This is a genomic window from Desulfitobacterium sp. (genome assembly GCF_982384815.1).
Window position 1 is genome coordinate 36,234 of sequence record NZ_CEVWNY010000005.1, and the last position, 19,358, is coordinate 55,591.

Sequence of the window (19,358 nt, forward strand, 5' to 3'; positions counted from 1 at the left end):
CTCCCCCTCTCCTACTTATTCTGCTGATTATGTCGCAATATATCTTCCGGTGTAGCTACCTGCATTTGATTCATAATATAGCTTTCCGGTCCATCCATTCTTCTCTCAATATAACGTAGAATCCTAGTAATAGTTAAGGTCATAATGAAATAGAATATTAGGGCTACAAAAAAGGCCTCAAAATACCTAAAGTTGTTTCCGGCAATCGACTTGGTTTGGAAATAAAGTTCCGAAACGGAGATAACGTTCAAAACCGCAGTGTCTTTAATATTAATAACAAATTCATTCCCTGTGGCAGGAAGAATATTACGAATGACCTGAGGCATTACTACATTAGTCATAGTTTTAATATGGTTCATACCAATGGCGTGAGCCGCTTCAAACTGCCCTTTATCAATAGAAATAATTCCGCCCCGCACAATCTCCGACATATAGGCCCCGGTATTAATGGAAACGATAAAAATCGCGGCGAATAAACGATCCATATGGATCCCAAAGGCAAGAGCTGTTCCATAGAAAATTACCATAGCCTGAACGATCATCGGGGTGCCCCGGAAGAATTCGATATAGAAGGCCAATATCCCATTGACCACTTTAAGAAGTATTCTTTTAAGTCCTCGTTCCGGCATCGGAATAGTACGTATAACGCCGATTAACAAACCGATAAGTGAGCCGATGATAGTACCAATAATGGAGATTAAAAGAGTGATCCCAGCTCCCCGTAGAAACATAGGCCAATTCTCGGAAAATATTCGAATAATCCACTCTAAGCTCATCATTCTCCCCCTTACAATATTGTCTGTAATCTCATTTGGTGGAATTCATCGTGTACTAAGCGGACAAAACCGACTGCATTTAAATGTAGCCGGTTTTATGAAACACTATTCGTAGTGACAAAGAATCTAATTACTTAGTTAGCCGCAGGTTGATTCTTAATAGCCTCGTCCATGATCTGGAGGCGTTCTGCTTCCGAGATTCCTTTAAGAATTTCATTGATTTTAGCAGTAAGTTCACTGCCTTTCTTCACTCCAACAGCAATGGCGGTATCATCGGGGGAAGTCTGGAATCCTTCTTTAAACTCAACCATTTTGAAGTCACTGTTAGCGGCTTGGGCACTGACACCTTCCGGGCGTTCGGAGACATAACCATCGATAAAGCCGGATTGCAAGGCTACCCGCATTGCCGGGAAATTATCCATAGCGGGTTCTTTGACGACACCGTTGATTTGGTCAATTACACCATAGTGGAAAGTATTCAGCTGGGCAGTAATTTTAGCACCCTTAAAATCTTGAATGGATGTGGCATTCTCATACTTGCTGCCGCTCTTTACCACCATCACCAAGTCAGATTGATAGTAAATATCGGTAAAATCAATGGTTTCCTTACGATCTTCGGTTGGAGACATACCGGCAATAATCGCATCGATTTTTCCGGAAGTCAAAGAAGGTGTAAGGCCATCCCACTCTGTCTTAACGATTACAAGTTCTTTGCCTAAGCCTTCGGCAATTCTTTTGGCGATCTCTACATCATAGCCCCCGGCATACTCAGCACCGCCATCGATTTTTACGCCACCATTGGAAGCATTCACTTGAGTCCAGTTAAAAGGTGCATAGCCGGCCTCCATACCAACTCTAAACACATTGTCACTAGATCCCGCCGGGGCATTATTTCCCCCACTTTGTTGCGTACTGCTGGAACCACAACCGGTTACCAGCAGCATTGCAGATACAACCACTGCTACCAATAATGATAATCTCTTTTTCATTATAGAACCCTCTCCTTCTTTTTTTACCATTATTATCTGTTTTTTTAAAATCCTTTGTCAATTATTCCTTGAAGATGACACATAAACTAGTCCGTTGTCATACTGAGCAAAGCGAAGTACCTTGATCCCAACAATAGGTATCGCTTTGCGGCATGGAAGTCCAGATGTTAAAAATAAAATAGACCTGAGACGGAACTCAGGTCATAAAAATCTTTTTACCCTAATTACCCCTCTTTTCCCCCGACGAGATAGCACAACTCAATAAACAGGGATGTCTATTGAGACAGTTCTGCAACTATTCACTGCAGACCCAGCAAATAATACCGAGCGTACTATTTGCTTCGGCGACATTTCCTTCTCCTTAGTATCATCACTGCTCTCGCTCCAAAAAGGACTAATAAACATCGCGCCTCTACCCCACCCAAAAAAGTGAGGTTACATATAGAATTATTTTAAGTCTACATTACTGTGGGACTTCTGTCAACCATTATCGCCATATAGCTTTTTGACACAATGCTCATAATATTAGTAAGGACAAACCGTATAAAGGAGTTTGAATATGGCAGAAAATAGTTTTATCCAAAAATGTTGCCAAAAAGTTTAAAGGGATGCGGGACGACTATGAAACATTAGATTTTAAACTGCATTACAGCCCTGGTTAGCTGACCGGATTTTTCTTTAGCGTTGCCTGCCAGTTCGATAACGTTTTGAGACATATCTAAGATTGCTGAAGCCTCATGGGCAATATTGGTCGCCCCCATGGCCTCTTCATTAGAGACACCGGCAATTCGGTTAATGGCTTCTGTCATACTTTGCATAGAAGCCGGCAATTCTTCTGAAGTAGAGCTGAACTCCATTACTACATCATTGATAGCTTTAGAATTGAGCAAAAAAAATGGCTTCCTTAATCCTTTCGGAACTAAGGGAAGCCATTTTATCTTTTGGGTCATAGTGATCAATTGCTCTGTCTATCTGGAAAAATTCTTTTTAATTCATCGCTGCTGTAACGATGGGGCGTGGAAATGCCGATTATCGGCCCAGATTATAACCAAAGCCTCCCCAGCCACAGCCACTCTGACCACGACCATACATTCCATAGCCTGATCCCATCATACCCCGGCCCCTACCATAACCGGTCCCGTTGCAATAAGCTTGGTTCTCCTCGATAACTGCTTCGAGTTGATCAGCTTCTTGTTGGGTCAGTGCGCCGGATTCGACTTTTTTAGTTAAGATATCCTTTTTCATTTCTAAAATCTCTTTTTGATACTCATCCAATTTGCCTGCTTCAGCGGCGATCATGCCAAAGCTTTTTCCTGTTTCGGCTCGCTCAGAGATTACACTATCCACTGATTTGCCCGTGAGGCCCGCTAAAGCTTCGGCAGGATTGCTGTAATTGGATGCTGCGAGTACGGTAGAGGAAGTTGCCCCAATCGCTAGCACAACAGCCCCGGCCACAATAATTTTCTTTAGTTTAGTCATGTACATTACCTCCATATCTTTATTACTCAGAATTACAGTGTTAACAACGAAATATGTTCTTCACCACTGATCCTGTGAGTATAGAATAAACTAAATCTGTGACATAACTATGTCATTAATATTCTAATTTTATGTTTTTAAATATCTGAATGCCATACTTCTGACACAGACTTTTTCTAGACTATACCTGATTATGATATAATCAGGTATAGGTAATAAATTGGAGAGGAACTTTATGTTAAAAATTCTAATCGCTGATGATAATAAACAGATCACTTCGATTCTACAGGAATACGCCAAGAAGGAAGGCTACCAGCCCCACATTGCCTTTGACGGTTGTGAAGCCTTGGCGCTTTTTCATAAGCTTCAGCCGGATCTTGTGCTGCTGGATGTTATGATGCCAAAAATCGACGGCTTCGAAGTCTGCCGGGAAATCCGCAAATCCTCTAATGTTCCTATTATTATGATTACCGCTCGTGGGGAAGATTTTGAGCGGATTATGGGCTTGGATATTGGGGCCGATGATTATATTGTTAAGCCCTTTTCCCCAGGGGAGGTCATGGCAAGAGTCAGAGCAATTCTCAGAAGGATCGGCCAATCCGATGAGCAGAAAAAACAAATTCATATCTTCGATAACCTTATGATCAATCTTGACGACTATATCGTAACTATTTCCGAACAACCGGTCTCTTTAACCAAAAAGGAAATCGAGATTCTCTGGACCTTAGCAACCAATAACAACAAGGTGTTTTCACGGGATAATCTCCTCAATAGCATTTGGGGTTACGATTATTTCGGGGATATTCGCACAGTGGACTCCCATATTAAACGCCTTCGTTCCAAACTGGATGCTTTTCCCCATCAATATTGGGAGATAAAAACCATCTGGGGCGTAGGTTATAAATTCGAGGGTATAATTAATGAAAAATAAAATCGCCTTAAAACTTACTCTTTATTTTTCCGTAGCCCTTCTTTTGTTCACTGTCATCATCGGCGGGGTTTTTATGACCTTATTCAAGGACCAAACAATAAAACTTCACCAAGCTGAATTAGCAAAGCGAGCTGCTTCCATAGCTTCTACCCTTTCAACCTATATCGAAGGTGACCAATCGGGAGCCGCCGGGGGTAACTTAGGACCGCGAAACGGCAACGGTTACATGGGCGGCATGATGTCCGGTGGCAGGATGGGCAGCGGTGGGAAGAATGGCATGGGCGGCATGATGTCCTACATGATGGGCTATGGAGCCTATCTAAGTTTTCTCGATGAAATCGCCATGACAGATGTCTGGATCGTTGATGAAAATCTTCAGTTGCTTACAATCGGCCATATGACCAATAGATCCATTGACTATTCAGACTTGCCCGCGGATGCCGACCAAGTTGTTAAAGAAGTCTTTCAAGGCAAGACCACCTTTAGCGAAGGATTCAGCTCACTCCTCAATACCCCCACCCTAACCGTGGGGGCACCGATTAATTCCGGCGGAAAAGTGGTCGGGGCAGTGTTGCTCCATTCTCCAATTGAGGGAACCACCGAAGCCCTTAAACGTGGGGGCGGTATCCTAGGTATTAGTATTGGGGCTGCTCTTCTTCTTTCCCTTTCATTATCTATCCTCCTGGCCTATACTTTTGCCAAGCCTTTAAATCTTATGAAGAAGTCCACCCTGCAGCTTGCCCAAGGCGATTACCTAGCTAGGACTGGGGTGCATCAGAAGGATGAGATTGGCGAATTAGCCTCCGCCATCGATATTTTAAGTGAGCGTTTGGAGTTAGCCAGCCACGAAAGTGAACGACTGGAACAACTACGCCGTGACTTTATTTCTAATATCTCCCACGAACTCAGAACTCCGGTTACAGTCATCAGAGGATCCCTGGAAGCTCTCTGCGACGAAGTCATCACTGATCCTAATCAGATTAAAGCCTATCATCAGCAAATGCTTAACGAAAGCATCTTTTTGCAGCGTTTAGTCAATGATCTCTTAGACCTAACCCGTCTACAGAATCCCGATTTTAAGATCGAAAAGAAAGAAATCAACCTTAACGATTTACTGAGTGATGTGATCCGTAGTGCCCAAAATATTGCCCGCAGCAAAGAAATCACCGTGAATCTAGAGAGTAGACCAACTAAAATACCCTTTGCGATTCAAGGGGATTATGTGCGATTGCGGCAGATGTTTCTGATCATCCTCGATAATGCTATTAAATTCTCCCCGCCCAAAAGTAAAGTTCTCGTCGTGCTGACCGGCAATACCGTAGCTATCATTGATGAAGGAAGTGGAATTGCTCCGGAAGATTTGCCCAATATTTTTGAGCGATTTTATCAAGGGAAGACTTCGGAAAACAAAACCGGAACCGGTCTGGGGCTGGCCATCGCCAAGCAAATTGCCGACCGGCACAATATTACCATTGCCGTAGAAAGTATGCTAAAGAAAGGAACCCAGTTTGAGTTTAATTTTGATTTACGGCCCTAGAGTCTAGATCCTTCACTTTGGCCCATGATGACTTGCGTAGTATAGTGTGACATTAGTTACAGTCATTTGGGGGGTATTCCCTTTAGAATAATATAACTCTAAACTAGATCAGAAAGGATGATGGTGGTGTGGAATACCTACTTTTGTTTCTGGAAGGAATAATTACCTTTATCTCCCCTTGTCTACTGCCGATGCTGCCCATTTACATCTCCTACTTTGCCGGACAGGGAACGGAGGGCAATAAAAAAAGAACTCTGACCAATGCTTTGGCCTTCGTTCTTGGCTTTACCTTAGTCTTTATTACCCTGGGGGCTTTTGCCGGAACCATGGGGAGCTTTTTACGGGAATATAACCAAGGGGTTAATCTTGTGACCGGGTTGATTGTGATTATTTTCGGGCTCAACTTCATGGGCGCAGTCCGGATTCCCTACTTGAATATGAACAGACAACTGAATTTAAATGTTCCTCAGATGGGATTTTTCCCTTCCCTGCTCTTTGGTATAATTTTCTCCATTGGTTGGACACCTTGTGTCGGCGCATTTTTAGGTTCAGCCTTAATGTTGGCAGCTACCGAGGGAGAGGGCCTTAAAGGAATTCTGATGCTCCTATGTTTTTCTTTGGGACTGGGAATTCCCTTTATCGCCAGTGCTGTACTTATCGATCGCCTAAAATCCACTTTTGACTTTATTAAAAGAAACTATCGGATTATCAACATAATCTCAGGAGGGCTTCTAGTCATAGTCGGGATATTAATGGCTACCGGGATGATGGGCTATTTCCTTGGACTACTTTCCTTCTAGCCCTAGGTCATAGCTATTAGTAAAAATGTTAAGGGAGAAAAATATATGAATAATAAAACTAAAGTTATCTTAGGTATCGTAGTATTCGCTTTATTCCTCGGGATTGCTTATAGTGCCTATTCCTCATTGTCTGCGAAATTTGAATCCGGCCAACAGGCCCGGTTAGGCCAGGGTGATGAGGCCTCCCAAGGTTCAGAAGATTCCCAAGATTCGGATTCCCCCCAGGAAAAGAAGAAGACCATGGCCCCTGATTTCACTGTCTATGGGACAGACGGCACCGAGTATAGGCTTTCCGATTTTCAAGGTAAGCCCGTAGTAGTTAACTTCTGGGCTTCTTGGTGTCCTCCCTGCCGTCAGGAAATGCCCCATTTCAATGAAGTCTATAGTGAATATAAAGATAAAGCAGCTTTTCTAATGATTGACCTGGTCGATGGTCAGCGGGAAACCGAGACTTCCGGGGTAGAATTTGTCCGGAAAGAAGGGTACGATTTTCCCATATATCTGGATAAAAATACGCAGGCGGCGACTAGCTATGGGGTAACCACTATTCCCACTACCCTGTTTATTGATTCAGAAGGTTATATCTTTACCGGCTATCGGGGGCCATTAATGAAAAGCACTTTGGAAACAGTCCTTGACAGCATGTTAAAAAAATAAGCTTTTCCCCCCCTTTGCGGCTATCTTATAGTAGCTGGCAAAGGATAATCGGAAACCCTGGTATAAATTCTTTTGTGTTGAATCTGCTCGCTTTTAAAGAGATGAATCCTATCTACCTTAATTGGGCTGAACTTCAGATCTTTGACCACTGCCTTAATCTCTGCGAATCCGGCTGTAAAGAGAATATCCTGACCAATCGTAATATGGGGGCTAAAGCGTCTTCTTTCCGGAGCGAAACCTATGGGAGTTAATGCTCTATCAACCTTTTTCTGAAGTGACTCTAATTCCTCTACATCACCCGTAAGGCCAAGCCACAAGACCCGAATGGATTCTTTGCCGGTGAATATACCTACTCCCTTTAAAGCCAGAATAAAGGGGGGTTCCTCTGAACATAATTTAAACAAGGATTCATCAATCCGCGACTTCTGAGTCGGCGTAATCTCATCAAGGAACTTTAAGGTTAGGTGGAAGTTATCACGGTGCTTCCACCTTCCTTTTTGGGCAAAACCCCGTAACCTTTGCTGAAACTCATAGATCTCAGTTTTTACTTCCTGGGCAAAATCAATTCCTACAAAAGCCCGCATATTTATCGCCCCTACATTTAAAAGTTAAACCCTTCGTTAGATGTTCCGAAGCTCTTGATTTTGGCATCAACCTCTACTTCTATTTCCGCATCTTGAAAATATTCTCGCCAGTTGGGCTCGATTTTCTGCCAATCCCGTGGGTGGTAGCGGTGCATCTGCTCAAACAAGCCGAAAATATCGGCGTTATACTCTTTTGCTTTACTAATAGTTGCTAAGACGATTTCTATAATTCTTTCTTCCGTAGCCTTTTCCAGGGTCGGTTGTAACTCCGACTTTAATTTCGCTACTTTTGCTTCGTGAACTATACCCCCCGTGCTAATCCGTATTGTAAATTTAGGTTTTCCGTCTTCGAACTTTGAAGAAACACGCCCTTTTGTACTGGTAAGATAATAACTAAATACAATATCGTCCTTAGTTACCGCGATGGGTATTTCCGGTTCCTTTGGGTTTCCAACACCTAAAAGATAGCCTAATGCCTCTTTTTCATTTAACCAGCCAACCAATTTATTTTCACGAATTACCCCAAAACCCTCAATCTTTACTGAACTTTCAACGGGTTTTTCACCTTTTTGCTTAGGAAATATCAATATCTTAGGAATAATAGTATCTCTGTCAGTTCTAAGCAGCTTTTTGCTTAAACCCAATAAAGTTACCTTTTTCGATACCCCGGTTTGTTCAGCAGTTTTTTCGGCAATTTTGCTGATCTCTTTGGAAAGAGTCGAACTGAGTTCAGGATTTGATTCTAAGATCTTGGCGGCTTCCCCCTCACAAACAAACATATCGACCCTAAGCCGGGCATGGGGAAAACGCAGGGTTGAGGCCATAAGAGCAGGTAATTCTTCTTGAGCAGCTCTCTCTCCTAAAATTATCGCCACGTCTTGTTCCCAAAATGCTTTCGCGGGTAAACGCCTTGTCATTTCGTTAAAGGCATCTTGAACGGTTATTCCCGTACCTTTAATTAAGATTTCTTCGGCAGAAGTATTTGGGGCTTCGGAATCAGTGGGTTTTCCGGATGGATTAACAATTCGGGTTGAAACTTGACAAAGATCCATTCCGTCTACAGTGACCCTATCCCAGGCTATGAGGGTCATAATAGCTAAATTCTCTACTTCTCTACTGTCCCAGCACCCAGCAATTAAAAGTAAACCGGCTAGGAGTGAACAGCATACAACGATACGGGCTTTCTTCATGAGCTTTTCCTCCCTTGCACCTTGCGCAGCCAAGCCGTTATCAAGAGAACACTTGGTATGAACAGCTCAAAAAAGAAGGCAAAAGGAGGCCAGTATACCTCCAGTACATGTGTTAGCTCCATGGTACTGCTTACAAAAACTACCGAAGCAAAACCTAAGGCGGCCCCCACGATCAGTACGATCTTTTTATGGGATTTCAAGCCAAAAACTTCAGCCACTACTACACTCCCTAAGAAATGAGTAAGGGTGAATTTTACAACTACCGAGGCAATCCAAAGAAATACAAGAATTGATTCAACACGCAAAAAGGTACGCCCAATCTCCAAGTAACGCACCAATTTCCAAAGGGGCAAATTGTAGCTTGCCACCAATTCCGAGCCTAAAACTAAGAGACAAAAAATAATATCTGCGGAAAGTACGATGATGGAGAATAAAAGTGCCCAGGCGCCTTTACCCAGCGCTTCCTTGGGTTTATTGATATTTGGCAGTAAAAAGGCCAGGATAATGCTTTCCCCAAACCAAGCTGCCGGGGTTATGGATGACCTTAATATCGGGCCCAATCCCCCCTCAAATATAGGCAAAAACTCTTTAAAATCCAGATCTCTAAGGGCTAAAAAAAGAATAATCGAAAAAATGCTTAAAAAAATCGGAAGAACAAATTGAGCCGAGCGGGCAATCACCTCAAGTCCTAAAATAGCACCGTAACTTCCCACCAAAATAAAAGTGAAGGTTATGAACCAGATGGGGGTTCTATCCAAGAACGAAAGGGTAATAAATTGAGCAAATTCTCGGATAATCAACATATTAAAAACAAAGAAAAAAAGTATGTAACTACCGCCCACAAGCTTTCCCAAATATTTTCCAAAAACCACCATGCTATACTGGATAAGAGTTTGACGGGGAAAGCGTTCACCGAGTTTACTTATTAGCCAAAGGGTAAAAAAACCTACTCCCGCAGCTACAGGGGGTACTAGCCAAGCGGATTGCCTGGCTACCTTAGCCGTGATATTAGGAACGAATAGGATCACCGTTGCCATTATGGTAAAAAACAAGAGGATAGTGAACTGGGAACCGGAAATACGCTCTTTATTGATTGGAATCTTCCTCCTCTTCAGTAGGCTTCTGAGGGCCCTGATTCCGGGCTTGACGTTCAGGTTCCTTTCCTTCAAAAAGCCGGGGACGGGTTATCATCGCCCACCAAGGGACGCGAATTACCGTGTCCTTAAAATCTCTTATGCTATAGGGGGCAATCGGGCTTAGATAAGGTACCCCAAAAGATCTCAGACTATTTAAATGGAAGAGTATAGTCATTAAGCCAAACATAATGCCTACCATTCCTAATATGGCGGAACATACCAAGAGGGCAAAGCGTAAAATTCGAATCGTCGTTCCCGCCGCATAGTTGGGCATTGTGAAGGAGGAGATGGCCGTCAATGCCACTACGATAACGGAAAGGGGAGAGACAAAACCGGCGTTTACAGCGGCTTGCCCAATTACCAAACCGCCTACGGTGCTAACAGCTTGACCGATGGTTTTAGGTAGCCTTACCCCCGCCTCCCTGAGTAGTTCAAAGGTAACCTCCATTAGGAGGATCTCCAGAAAAATAGGAAAGGGCAATTCCTGGCGAGCACCGGCAACTGTGAAAAGCAGGGACCGGGGAATCAGCTCCTGATGAAAGCTAAATACTGCTACTGTTAAAGCCGGGAGCATTAAGGAAAAGTTCAAGCCGATAAAACGTAGGATGCGGACAAAGGAAGAAAACTCCGCATTAAGATAATAATCTTCGGAGGCATGAAGAAGGATGGTGAAAGTACAAGGAACCACAAGGCACATGGGGGTATTATCCACAATAATTGTGACACGGCCTTCAAGGATACATGCCGCTGCCCGGTCAGGACGTTCGGTGGTGAAGATCAGGTTGAAAAGTGAAATTGGCTCATCCTGGATCATTTCCTCGATCTGACCGCTTGATAAGATTCCATCGACCTTGATTCGTTTTAACCTGGATTTCACCTCTTCGACTAATTTATCATTAACAATTCCTCGAATATAACATATGGCTACTCGGGTACGGCTAAAAGATCCCAATTCCAACTTTTAAAAGATTAGTGCGCAGTCGGCGGCGGATCAGTATCAGATTAGTGGAGATATCTTCAACAAAGCCATCTTTCGGCCCCCGTACAACCGGCTCTGAGTCCGGCTCTTTAACGGATCTGGTCTCACCCCCCGGAGCAGCCATGAGCAATGTTGAACATGTCCCTTCGATGAGTAAAGCAACTTTAGAATCCACAATTCCCTTGATTAATTCCCCCAGATCTTGAACCATCTCCGCACTGGCAGCTGTACTTAAACGATCCAAAACAAATTTAAGAACCTCATCCTCTTGAAGTTGATCCTCTGCCGAGCTAGAAGCCTCATGCATTAAGGGATCAAGAATATACTCGGAAATGATCTTAATGTCGGTAATTCCCCTAAGGTAAATGAGCACAGCCTTGTAGGGCTTATTGGCATGAAATTGGAACTCCCGAAACACAATATCATCACACAACTCAAAGGCCCCTTGAAGATAAGCCAAGTTATCTTCAAAAGAATGAGCCATAGGCTTTTGAGGGATTTCCCACTGTCTCTCCGCTTTATTAGCTTTTGGTATTTGTAAAGAAAGGGCTTTTTGCATGAACTTCTTAATCAACCTATTTCACTAACTTTCTTGAAATATTATAAACCCGCCTAATATATGCTTAGTATGTCAATAATTAGCACTATTCATGCTTAAGAGGTTCTCCTTAGGTAAAAAAGAGCTAAAAAAGTAGTTAGGCCTAAACCCAACTACTTTATAGGTATTATTTTTTTATCTCTGGTTTAACTTGGTCCTGAAAATCACTAATTCGGTATTACTAATTTTTGTCCTTCGAAAATAAGGTTAGGGCTCTTCAGTCTATCCTTATTAGCTTCAAAAATCTTTGTGTATAGTGAACTATCGCCATACATCTTCTTAGCAATAATCCCGAGGGTATCACCGGCTTTTACAATATACACTTGCTTTACGTCTTCTGCAACTAACGGTGCAAGAAGGCCTTCGGTTGGAAGGGTTAAGACCATTCCGGCATCTAAACGGTTATTGCTTTTGTTAAAAAGATCCCGATTGGCTTGATAGATTTTAGTATAGTTGTCATAGCTACCGTAATAATTGAGGGCGATCGTAGCTAAAGTATCACCGGGTTGGACTATGTAATCTGTCGCCAGGGGAGAGACGGGAACAGTAGTGTCCGGAATCGGCTCAACGAGGGCTAAGGATGCTTGGAGAAAATCAAAATAATCAAATGAGTTTTCCGGGGTTAATTCTGGAATTTTGATATCCACTGGAAGGTTGATATTTGAAGTATTCGTATTATAGTTGACAGTTAAACCCAGGATACCACTCATTTCCGGCGAATCCATGTCTGTGGTTGGCGTCGGCATCAATTGACTAATTTCTGAGAGATCAATTTGTAGATCGATGCTGCCGCTACTTTCAACAATGTAGCCATCTGCAATAGTATAGTTTAACCGGATGCCTTTATCTCCAATAAGGGTTACATTTCGCAAGGTTTCCATGATCGAATTGAATTTGTCCAAAGTTTTAGTTGCATCGATTTCAGTCTCCACAAAACTTTCTTCAAAAGACATGGAGCCATCTAAAGCAGCTTGCCCAGCCACTTCAAAAATCATCTTGAAATACTCTTCTAGTAATCCTAATGCCTCTTCATCTTGAGCAAAATTATTCACAGTATAACTGAGCAATTCCTTAAATCCTTTATCATCAAGACGAATAGAGAATTTTAGTGTGTTATCATTGGTGGGCACACTAATTACCTCAATATTTGGATTGAAACGATCAGCATAACCTACTAAAAAGTCTGTCCATTTTTCCTGGTAGTTTAAGCCAAAGTTCATGAGCTTAGTCATGTCCAAAGTGTTAAATTGCGGGTTGCCGGTATCGGCAATATCCATTACCATGTACTCTTTGGACCTAAACTCTTCCGGAAATGTAGCTTTGGCCATTTGCGGGAGACGGAAAATTTCTTTTAGTTTAGGATCTTCCCTGGTAAGATCCATATCTACCCAATAGGGCATACTGATTTCCATTCCTGCCATATTCAAATTCATAGCTACTTGGGATTGCACTTTGGTCTTTTCTTCATTACTATTTGTTTTTACAGTTAGTTCGAGGTTTGCATCTTTCAGCATAGCCGCAATCCGGTCTACTTGCTCTTGCATCATTGGATCTAGCCCCGAACCAGTTAGACCTATGGACATAGTGATATGTTGTTGTACTGAATTCACCTTTTGCATTTTCATTGAAGCATCAAAGATTGCTTTTTGGTTTGCTGTACACCCCGTTAGTACCAGTACAACTATTAGTAATATGGAAATCGCTAATAACTTCTTCCTGTTTTTCATTGAATACCTCCTCTTCCAAAAGAAATAATTGTAATATTTATAACAATTCTCTATGTGTCTACGAATTTCCTTTATAAAAAGTAATCTAAATTTTAGAAACTTAATCTAGATCAAATATCTCCACAATAAAGTTGTCACTTGCATCTTTGATTTTCTCATATTCGATGAGCGATTAAAGTGCTAGTCAGCCACTCTGAATCATTGGTTGCTTCAGCTTTTCATGCAAAGCCCCATAATAGAAGAAGGACTGCAGATACGATCAGAAAAGAAATACCTATTAACATCCACTTACTCCTTTTCATTAACTAACTCACCATTGGCATTTCTTTCCGTGCTTTATTAGTTCGAAATCAAATAATTAGCTTTAATGAACTAGTCCCTTAAAATTATTCTATTTTCCCCTAGGAAATCCTCCAAACCGTTTTATGTCATTAGCAACCTTATACCCTTTTGGAGAGTCTACTTTCAGAATTAATATTAATGGTAAAGGACTTAGCTCATGAATTCCTTGACGCTAAGTCCTTTTATATTTATCGGATTAACCAAGTTATGATCTTATTTAAGACTTATCTTATTAGTGAATGTCCTTCTTCTTGAAGCGTCCACCTTTTACTTCACCCACATCACTAATAATGACAAAGGCCGAGGGATCGATCTCCCGAACAATATCCTTCATCTTTGTTTCTTCCAATCGGGTAAAAACACAAAAGACTATGCGTCTTACTTCACCCGTAAAAGATCCTTCACCATTTAAAAAGGTTACACCACGACCTAGGCGCGATGAAATAGTATCAGCAATCTCATCATTATACTCACTAATAATGTAAATAGACTTCATATCATCAAAACCCTTAACTACAATATCAATGGTCTTAAAGGCGATATAATAGGTTAGCATGGAATATAAGGCGTTTTCTAATCCGTAGATAAAAGCTGCAACAGAGAAAATTATAACATTAAATATCATGATTATCTCGCCCACCGTAAAAGGTGTCTTTTTTTCGATGAGAATCGCTAAGGTTTCAGTTCCATCTAGAACTCCACCTGAGCGAATAACTAAGCCCACTCCAAAACCCAACATCAGACCGCCAAAGATAACTGCTAACAGTACATCATGGACAAAAGGTGTCATACTATGCAAATAACCTGTTGCTACTGACAAAATGCTAATTCCATAAAGCATACTTAAAGCAAAGGTTTTTCCAATCTGCTTGTAGCCTAAGAAAAAAAAAGGTAGATTTAATAAAAATAAAAAAACTCCTAAACTTACAGAGGTTAGGTGGGATAACATCATCGAAATCCCAGTGACTCCGCCGTCAATAATATGATTAGGAATCAACACACCTTCTAGGCCAAGGGCCATACTGGTTGACCCTAAGATGATCATGAATGCTCTTTTGACAAGATTTCTAGCTTTCACTTTTTTATGAATTTTTACGCTACCCAATTGACTTATTGCTGCCGCCTGATCCTCTCCCAATACGCATCACTCCAATTCTTACTATTATTTTTACCATTGTAAATACCTAAAAATTAATTTTATCTTTATCGTTGTTAGTATGCAATAGCCAGGTTTTAAGAAAGCCGGGCTCTCGCAATTTTTTTCTTTTTATATACCCTAGATATAAAATAAAAAGCAGAACCCTAAAATGAGTTCTGCATTTCAACCTAGATTCCTTTGTGAGAAAAGGGGACAGGTAACCTTGTCCCATAAAACATTACACTTCCGAGGGTCTATTGGAGGCAAAAACAAGGCTTACGATCAAGGTCAATAAGGCCGGGATAATCCAACCCAGACCTAAATCATAGAAAGGCAAATAACTTAGCAACTGCTTAATTACTCCTACATTAATTCCCATGCTTGATCCAAGATCATAAAGGGTATCTAAGGTGACAAAGAGTACAATAACCCCTACAGTATAGACATAGACCGCCCTTTTTCCTCTAAAGAAATTATGAAGAAGAGCCAGCATGATCAAGACAATGATGATAGGATATACGAATTCCAACAAAGGGACGGAAATTCTCAGAATATTGGCCAAACCCATGTTTGCTAAGACAAAGCTGACGAAAGTGGTAATGATGGCGATGAGGTTATAGCTCACCCGACCATTGGTCAAACGACTAAAGAACTCTCCGCAACTAGCCACTAAACCGATTGCAGTAGTAAGACAAGCTAAAGCCATGACGATCCCGATTATGGTTCTTCCTACTGATCCTAATAAGGATTCACTCAAGAAGATGAGCATCTGCCCATGATTATTGCCTGTAAATAGGGTCCCGGTAGTAGATCCGATATATGCCAGCCCAATATAGATAACACCCAGGCCTGTTGCCGCAATCATTCCCGAGATAATAGTGATTCGAGCAATTCGACCATTATCAGTAACACCTTTATCTTTGATACCTTTAACGATGATCATCCCGAAGATAACCGAAGCAATAGCATCCATAGTATTATAGCCTTCTAAAAAACCTTGTGAAAACGGACTGGTATAACTGCTTGCACCCACCCCTGCTAAAGGATTAGTTACACCTACATAAATGACAATTGCTAAGAAAATCAGCATCAAGGGAGTGAGTATTTTACCTACATTATCGAGAATTCTTGTTGGCTTTAAGACAAAAACTAAAGTAATCGCGAAAAAGAATATCGAGGTCACTAATAATGCCCATTGAGGGTTGAGTCCTTTGGTAACCGGAGCAATCGCGACCTCGTAGGTTGTAGCCGCAGTACGGGGAATAGCCAAAAGAGGACCGATACAAAGTACCGAGATGGTAGTAATAATCTTACTAAAAGTTGGATGAACCCGATTAGCCAGCAGTTCCAGATCCCCACCGGCTTTAGCTACCGCAGTAATCCCTAAAAATGGTAATCCTACTCCGGTTATGATAAAGCCCACCAAGGCCCAGAGGAGGTACTCTCCACTTTTCAAGCCTAACATAGGTGGAAAAATTAAGTTTCCAGCCCCAAAAAACATAGCTAAAAGGGCGAATCCGGTGGTCAAAATATCCTTATTGGAAAACTTCATTGCTTCGACTCCTTTTAATATTCTTGTATTTAATATATTTCTAGCTTTTTTAACAAACTATTATAGAATACCATCCGTCCTTAAGTTATGTCAATGTTTTACCGGACATAGAAAAGGCCCCTCATCACTATTCTTTAAGGATGAAGGGGCCTAAAATTATAACAAATTACTTAGATTATTTGTACCTAAACAGCCGGCCTTTAACTCACAAGATTTTCCCAAGACTTTTTCAATAAAAACCCTAACAATTTTTGGATCAAACTGTGTTCCCGCGTTCTTTTCCAATTCCGCTATCGCTACTTCTTCCGGCAATGCTTTGCGATAACTTCGCTCACTAATCATAGCGTCGTAGGAGTCGGCAATGGAGATAATTCTGGCTTGTAAGGGAATTTCTTCACCCTTTAAGGACTTAGGATACCCTCTGCCATCCCAGCGTTCATGATGAGCAAGAACATATTCGGCCATTTCCGACATTTCCTTAATAGTACTGAGTAAACGATAACCAATTTCGGGGTGACGCTTAATCTCTTCCCATTCATCATCGCGGAGCTTACCGGGCTTGTTCAAGATACTTTCACTGATAACAATTTTCCCAATATCATGAAGAAGGCCCACCGTCTTTAACTCTTCAATTTCATCATTGGAACACTCAAGTTCGATGGCAGTTCTCTTGCATAATTCTGAAACCCGATGGGAATGTTGCTCTTCCCGCTTGTTTTTCTCGTGGAGAGTCCTGATAATCGTATCAATGGTTTTACTTCTGGCGCTGGGCCGCTCCGACAGCTTGTTCTTGTACATGTAGTCTTCGGCTTTTTTTAGGATTTCTTGAATACCGGTATCGGGATTCACCATAGTTTCGTATCCAAAAGATACGGACAATTGAAATGCACCGATTTTTTCCTGCAATACCTGCTCTTTAATGCCTTTGATTATTCTTCTTGCCTCAAATTCACTGGTCTTGAGCATTAAAACTATAAACTCATCGCCGCCGATCCGTGCCACTATATCATTGGATCGGCAGCCATTGCGGATTACCTGGGCGACTTTACGAATCAATTCATCCCCATAAGCTTGACCAAAGGAATCGTTAACCAGTTTCAGGCCATTAACATCGGCCATCGTAATAGTAATAGGAAGATCTTGTTCTAGATTAAGCCGACTAAGCTCCCCCTCCAGAAATTTTCGATTATAAAGGCCGGTTAGCTGATCATGGTCACTAAGATAGCGAATCTCTTCCTGCTTTTCCTGAATGGCCAATAAGGTCAATTTATAGCGCTCTTTTTCTTGGGAAAGCTCCCCATTTTTTTGCTTAAGTTTATAATTGAGATGGACTGTGTAAATGGTTAAACCAATAAAATATAACAAAGTGATAGGGGCTAACTTGTTGGAAAAAGAAAAAACCTGAGCAACTTGAGCCACATAGGCAAAAGCATAGGCGAATATATCCATATAATTCTCCCTCATTTATGCTTGGATAGTTTTTACGGCTCTTGCCATAATCTAGAGAAGTGTTTAAATTATATGATTATTTTTGCTTATTTTCAATAGGGAGCATCAAGGTATATAAGCCAACAGAAAGTCCCTCCTCAATTTTGAACTGTTCGCAGATTAAGTTCTACATCCCCGATAGCAGTCTTTACTTTGGTCTTATAAATAGAGTATCCTTCCAAAGTTGAAAGAGCCTCTCCTTCAACAATTTTGGGGGGACGAATATCACAAGCTACTTGAACCTGTGACAATCCAGTCATCGCATTACCGCTGATAATATTGGCAATCTCCCCTAGAGCGGATTTGACAAATTCATCGATTTCATTGAACTCCATCCCACTCATCATCTTTACTATTTCCAAAGTGGTATCTTTGGGAAAACTATACATAACCTCCCCGGCAAGGTCACCGGTGATTTCTATGACAATATCCACATTATCCTTATGATCCAGGCTGCTTTCGACGCTTTGGGTTGAATCTGTAGCTACATCCAGATCTAATAAAAGCTTAAAAGTCTGACTGGCTGCATTAGAAAATGGGGTTAGAAGATCGGTGCTCATTAATTATCCTCCTTACTTCTAGCAAATTCAGCAATCTTTTGATCATCAGCAACCACATGGTTAATCAGCCAAGCCATTAACTTGCCGCCAAATTGCTGCATTAATTCTTCACGATAGCCTTCCTTTTCGTACCTCTCGGACAAGTCAACCACATAAGCAACCATATCCTTATGTATTTTCTGATGTTCTTTGAATTGGGGATAGCCGATTTTTGCCTGATAAGCCTCTTCATCGGCGAAATGAGTGACTACATAGCCTTTCATGAATTCCAGGGTTTCATTAACCTTCTCAACCTTTTCCTCCCAGGATTTATCAGAACGCAAAGTTTCCACAAAGGCTGTGACACGAGAAAACAGTTCCTCATGCTGGTTATCAATGAGAGGAACACCAATCCTATATTTATCCTTCCAGATCATTGCACTACTCCTTTCACTCTCCACGAAATTGTATTGTTATTTTTAAATAATTATATCACACGTAAAAAACCTATCAAAGGATAATTATTCTACGCAACGAAAAAGTCCCGATATCAATAACGATATCGGGTTCCATCTATCGGGTAATTAGGTATTATAACTTTTTAGTAGATCCGCAATTCTAAAATCTTATCTACCGTGTTGTATTTGGGGGGCTTAAAAATGTTTTTGATAGATATAACGGATTCGGGGATCTTTTAGCATTCTCAGCCGACTTAAATCCTCAGTGGACCCATCATCGATCAGCAGCACTTCTATGTTTTTAAAGGATTGGATCATCACACTGTCAATAGCTTCTAAAAGAAAAGATATGCGGTTATAGAAGGGGATAATAATACTGATCTTGTCTTTTGGCCTTTCTTGCTAGGGCTTCGGCATGTTTTTGGGCTGCGGTATACCTCGTATACTTACGCATAAAT

Annotated in this window: 17 protein-coding genes, 2 pseudogenes and 1 riboswitch; of the genes and pseudogenes, 4 read left to right on the top strand and 15 right to left on the bottom strand. The window is 41.4% G+C overall.

The window, feature by feature from the left end; translation table 11 throughout:
• Window positions 1–11: 11 nt before the first annotated feature.
• The 4 genes from AC1U9U_RS01875 to AC1U9U_RS01890 form a co-directional block, all read right to left on the bottom strand.
• A complete protein-coding gene (locus AC1U9U_RS01875; protein WP_479958855.1) occupies window positions 12–776 on the bottom strand; it encodes an amino acid ABC transporter permease in 765 nt (254 codons plus the stop codon).
• A 134-nt stretch (window positions 777–910) separates the two neighbouring features.
• The gene (locus AC1U9U_RS01880; protein WP_479958856.1) at window positions 911–1,765 is read right to left on the bottom strand and encodes a transporter substrate-binding domain-containing protein; all 855 of its coding nucleotides are present in this window, start codon (window positions 1,763–1,765) and stop codon (window positions 911–913) included.
• 241 nt (window positions 1,766–2,006) lie between these two features.
• Window positions 2,007–2,188, bottom strand: a riboswitch (Lysine riboswitch).
• A 206-nt stretch (window positions 2,189–2,394) separates the two neighbouring features.
• On the bottom strand, window positions 2,395–2,655 hold the full coding sequence (locus AC1U9U_RS01885) for a hypothetical protein (protein ID WP_479958857.1): 261 nt from the start codon (window positions 2,653–2,655) through the stop codon (window positions 2,395–2,397).
• 139 nt (window positions 2,656–2,794) lie between these two features.
• On the bottom strand, window positions 2,795–3,244 hold the full coding sequence (locus AC1U9U_RS01890) for a DUF2680 domain-containing protein (protein ID WP_479958858.1): 450 nt from the start codon (window positions 3,242–3,244) through the stop codon (window positions 2,795–2,797).
• Between the two features lie 235 nt (window positions 3,245–3,479).
• Between AC1U9U_RS01890 and AC1U9U_RS01895 the strand changes: the two genes are divergently transcribed.
• The 4 genes from AC1U9U_RS01895 to AC1U9U_RS01910 all read left to right on the top strand — a co-directional run bounded on the left by AC1U9U_RS01895 (window position 3,480) and on the right by AC1U9U_RS01910 (window position 7,169).
• Window positions 3,480–4,175 (top strand): response regulator transcription factor, encoded by a 696-nt coding sequence (locus AC1U9U_RS01895; protein ID WP_479958859.1) that lies wholly within the window; start codon window positions 3,480–3,482, stop codon window positions 4,173–4,175.
• Complete coding sequence (locus tag AC1U9U_RS01900) at window positions 4,165–5,712, top strand: sensor histidine kinase (RefSeq protein WP_479958860.1); 1,548 nt, start codon at window positions 4,165–4,167, stop codon at window positions 5,710–5,712. Before AC1U9U_RS01895 ends, AC1U9U_RS01900 begins: the two co-directional genes overlap by 11 nt.
• A gap of 128 nt (window positions 5,713–5,840) precedes the next feature.
• Window positions 5,841–6,512 carry a cytochrome c biogenesis CcdA family protein gene (locus AC1U9U_RS01905; protein WP_479958861.1) on the top strand — a complete coding sequence of 224 codons (672 nt, stop codon included), beginning with the start codon at window positions 5,841–5,843 and terminating at the stop codon, window positions 6,510–6,512.
• 45 nt (window positions 6,513–6,557) lie between these two features.
• Window positions 6,558–7,169 (top strand): TlpA family protein disulfide reductase, encoded by a 612-nt coding sequence (locus AC1U9U_RS01910; RefSeq protein ID WP_479958862.1) that lies wholly within the window; start codon window positions 6,558–6,560, stop codon window positions 7,167–7,169.
• Between the two features lie 20 nt (window positions 7,170–7,189).
• Here AC1U9U_RS01910 and thpR read toward each other — a convergent pair whose 3' ends face one another.
• The 11 genes and pseudogenes from thpR to AC1U9U_RS01965 form a co-directional block, all read right to left on the bottom strand.
• The gene (gene thpR / locus AC1U9U_RS01915; protein ID WP_479958863.1) at window positions 7,190–7,753 is read right to left on the bottom strand and encodes an RNA 2',3'-cyclic phosphodiesterase; all 564 of its coding nucleotides are present in this window, start codon (window positions 7,751–7,753) and stop codon (window positions 7,190–7,192) included.
• 17 nt (window positions 7,754–7,770) lie between these two features.
• Window positions 7,771–8,943 carry a Ger(x)C family spore germination protein gene (locus AC1U9U_RS01920; RefSeq protein WP_479958864.1) on the bottom strand — a complete coding sequence of 391 codons (1,173 nt, stop codon included), beginning with the start codon at window positions 8,941–8,943 and terminating at the stop codon, window positions 7,771–7,773.
• Window positions 8,940–10,079, bottom strand: coding sequence for a GerAB/ArcD/ProY family transporter (locus tag AC1U9U_RS01925; protein WP_479958879.1), 1,140 nt, complete (start codon window positions 10,077–10,079; stop codon window positions 8,940–8,942). Before AC1U9U_RS01925 ends, AC1U9U_RS01920 begins: the two co-directional genes overlap by 4 nt.
• Window positions 10,030–11,632 (bottom strand): annotated as a pseudogene (locus tag AC1U9U_RS01930) (spore germination protein). Before AC1U9U_RS01930 ends, AC1U9U_RS01925 begins: the two are co-directional and overlap by 50 nt.
• Window positions 11,633–11,823: 191 nt before the next feature.
• On the bottom strand, window positions 11,824–13,383 hold the full coding sequence (locus AC1U9U_RS01935; RefSeq protein ID WP_479958865.1) for a LysM peptidoglycan-binding domain-containing protein: 1,560 nt from the start codon (window positions 13,381–13,383) through the stop codon (window positions 11,824–11,826).
• Between the two features lie 574 nt (window positions 13,384–13,957).
• Window positions 13,958–14,770, bottom strand: a complete 813-nt coding sequence (locus AC1U9U_RS01940) for a YitT family protein (RefSeq protein ID WP_479958880.1) — start codon at window positions 14,768–14,770, stop codon at window positions 13,958–13,960.
• Window positions 14,771–15,101: 331 nt separating this feature from the next.
• Window positions 15,102–16,415: a branched-chain amino acid transport system II carrier protein gene (gene brnQ / locus AC1U9U_RS01945; RefSeq protein ID WP_479958866.1), complete on the bottom strand. Its 1,314-nt coding sequence runs from the start codon at window positions 16,413–16,415 to the stop codon at window positions 15,102–15,104.
• A 156-nt stretch (window positions 16,416–16,571) separates the two neighbouring features.
• A pseudogene (locus tag AC1U9U_RS01950) lies at window positions 16,572–17,663 on the bottom strand (HD-GYP domain-containing protein); the annotation flags it as partial.
• A gap of 338 nt (window positions 17,664–18,001) precedes the next feature.
• Window positions 18,002–18,463, bottom strand: coding sequence for a chemotaxis protein CheX (locus AC1U9U_RS01955; protein ID WP_479958867.1), 462 nt, complete (start codon window positions 18,461–18,463; stop codon window positions 18,002–18,004).
• The gene (locus tag AC1U9U_RS01960; RefSeq protein ID WP_479958868.1) at window positions 18,463–18,879 is read right to left on the bottom strand and encodes a bacteriohemerythrin; all 417 of its coding nucleotides are present in this window, start codon (window positions 18,877–18,879) and stop codon (window positions 18,463–18,465) included. Before AC1U9U_RS01960 ends, AC1U9U_RS01955 begins: the two co-directional genes overlap by 1 nt.
• 216 nt (window positions 18,880–19,095) lie before the next feature.
• Entirely contained in the window at window positions 19,096–19,281 is a 186-nt protein-coding gene (locus AC1U9U_RS01965; protein ID WP_479958881.1) for a glycosyltransferase family 2 protein, read from the bottom strand.
• Window positions 19,282–19,358 lie beyond the last annotated feature (77 nt).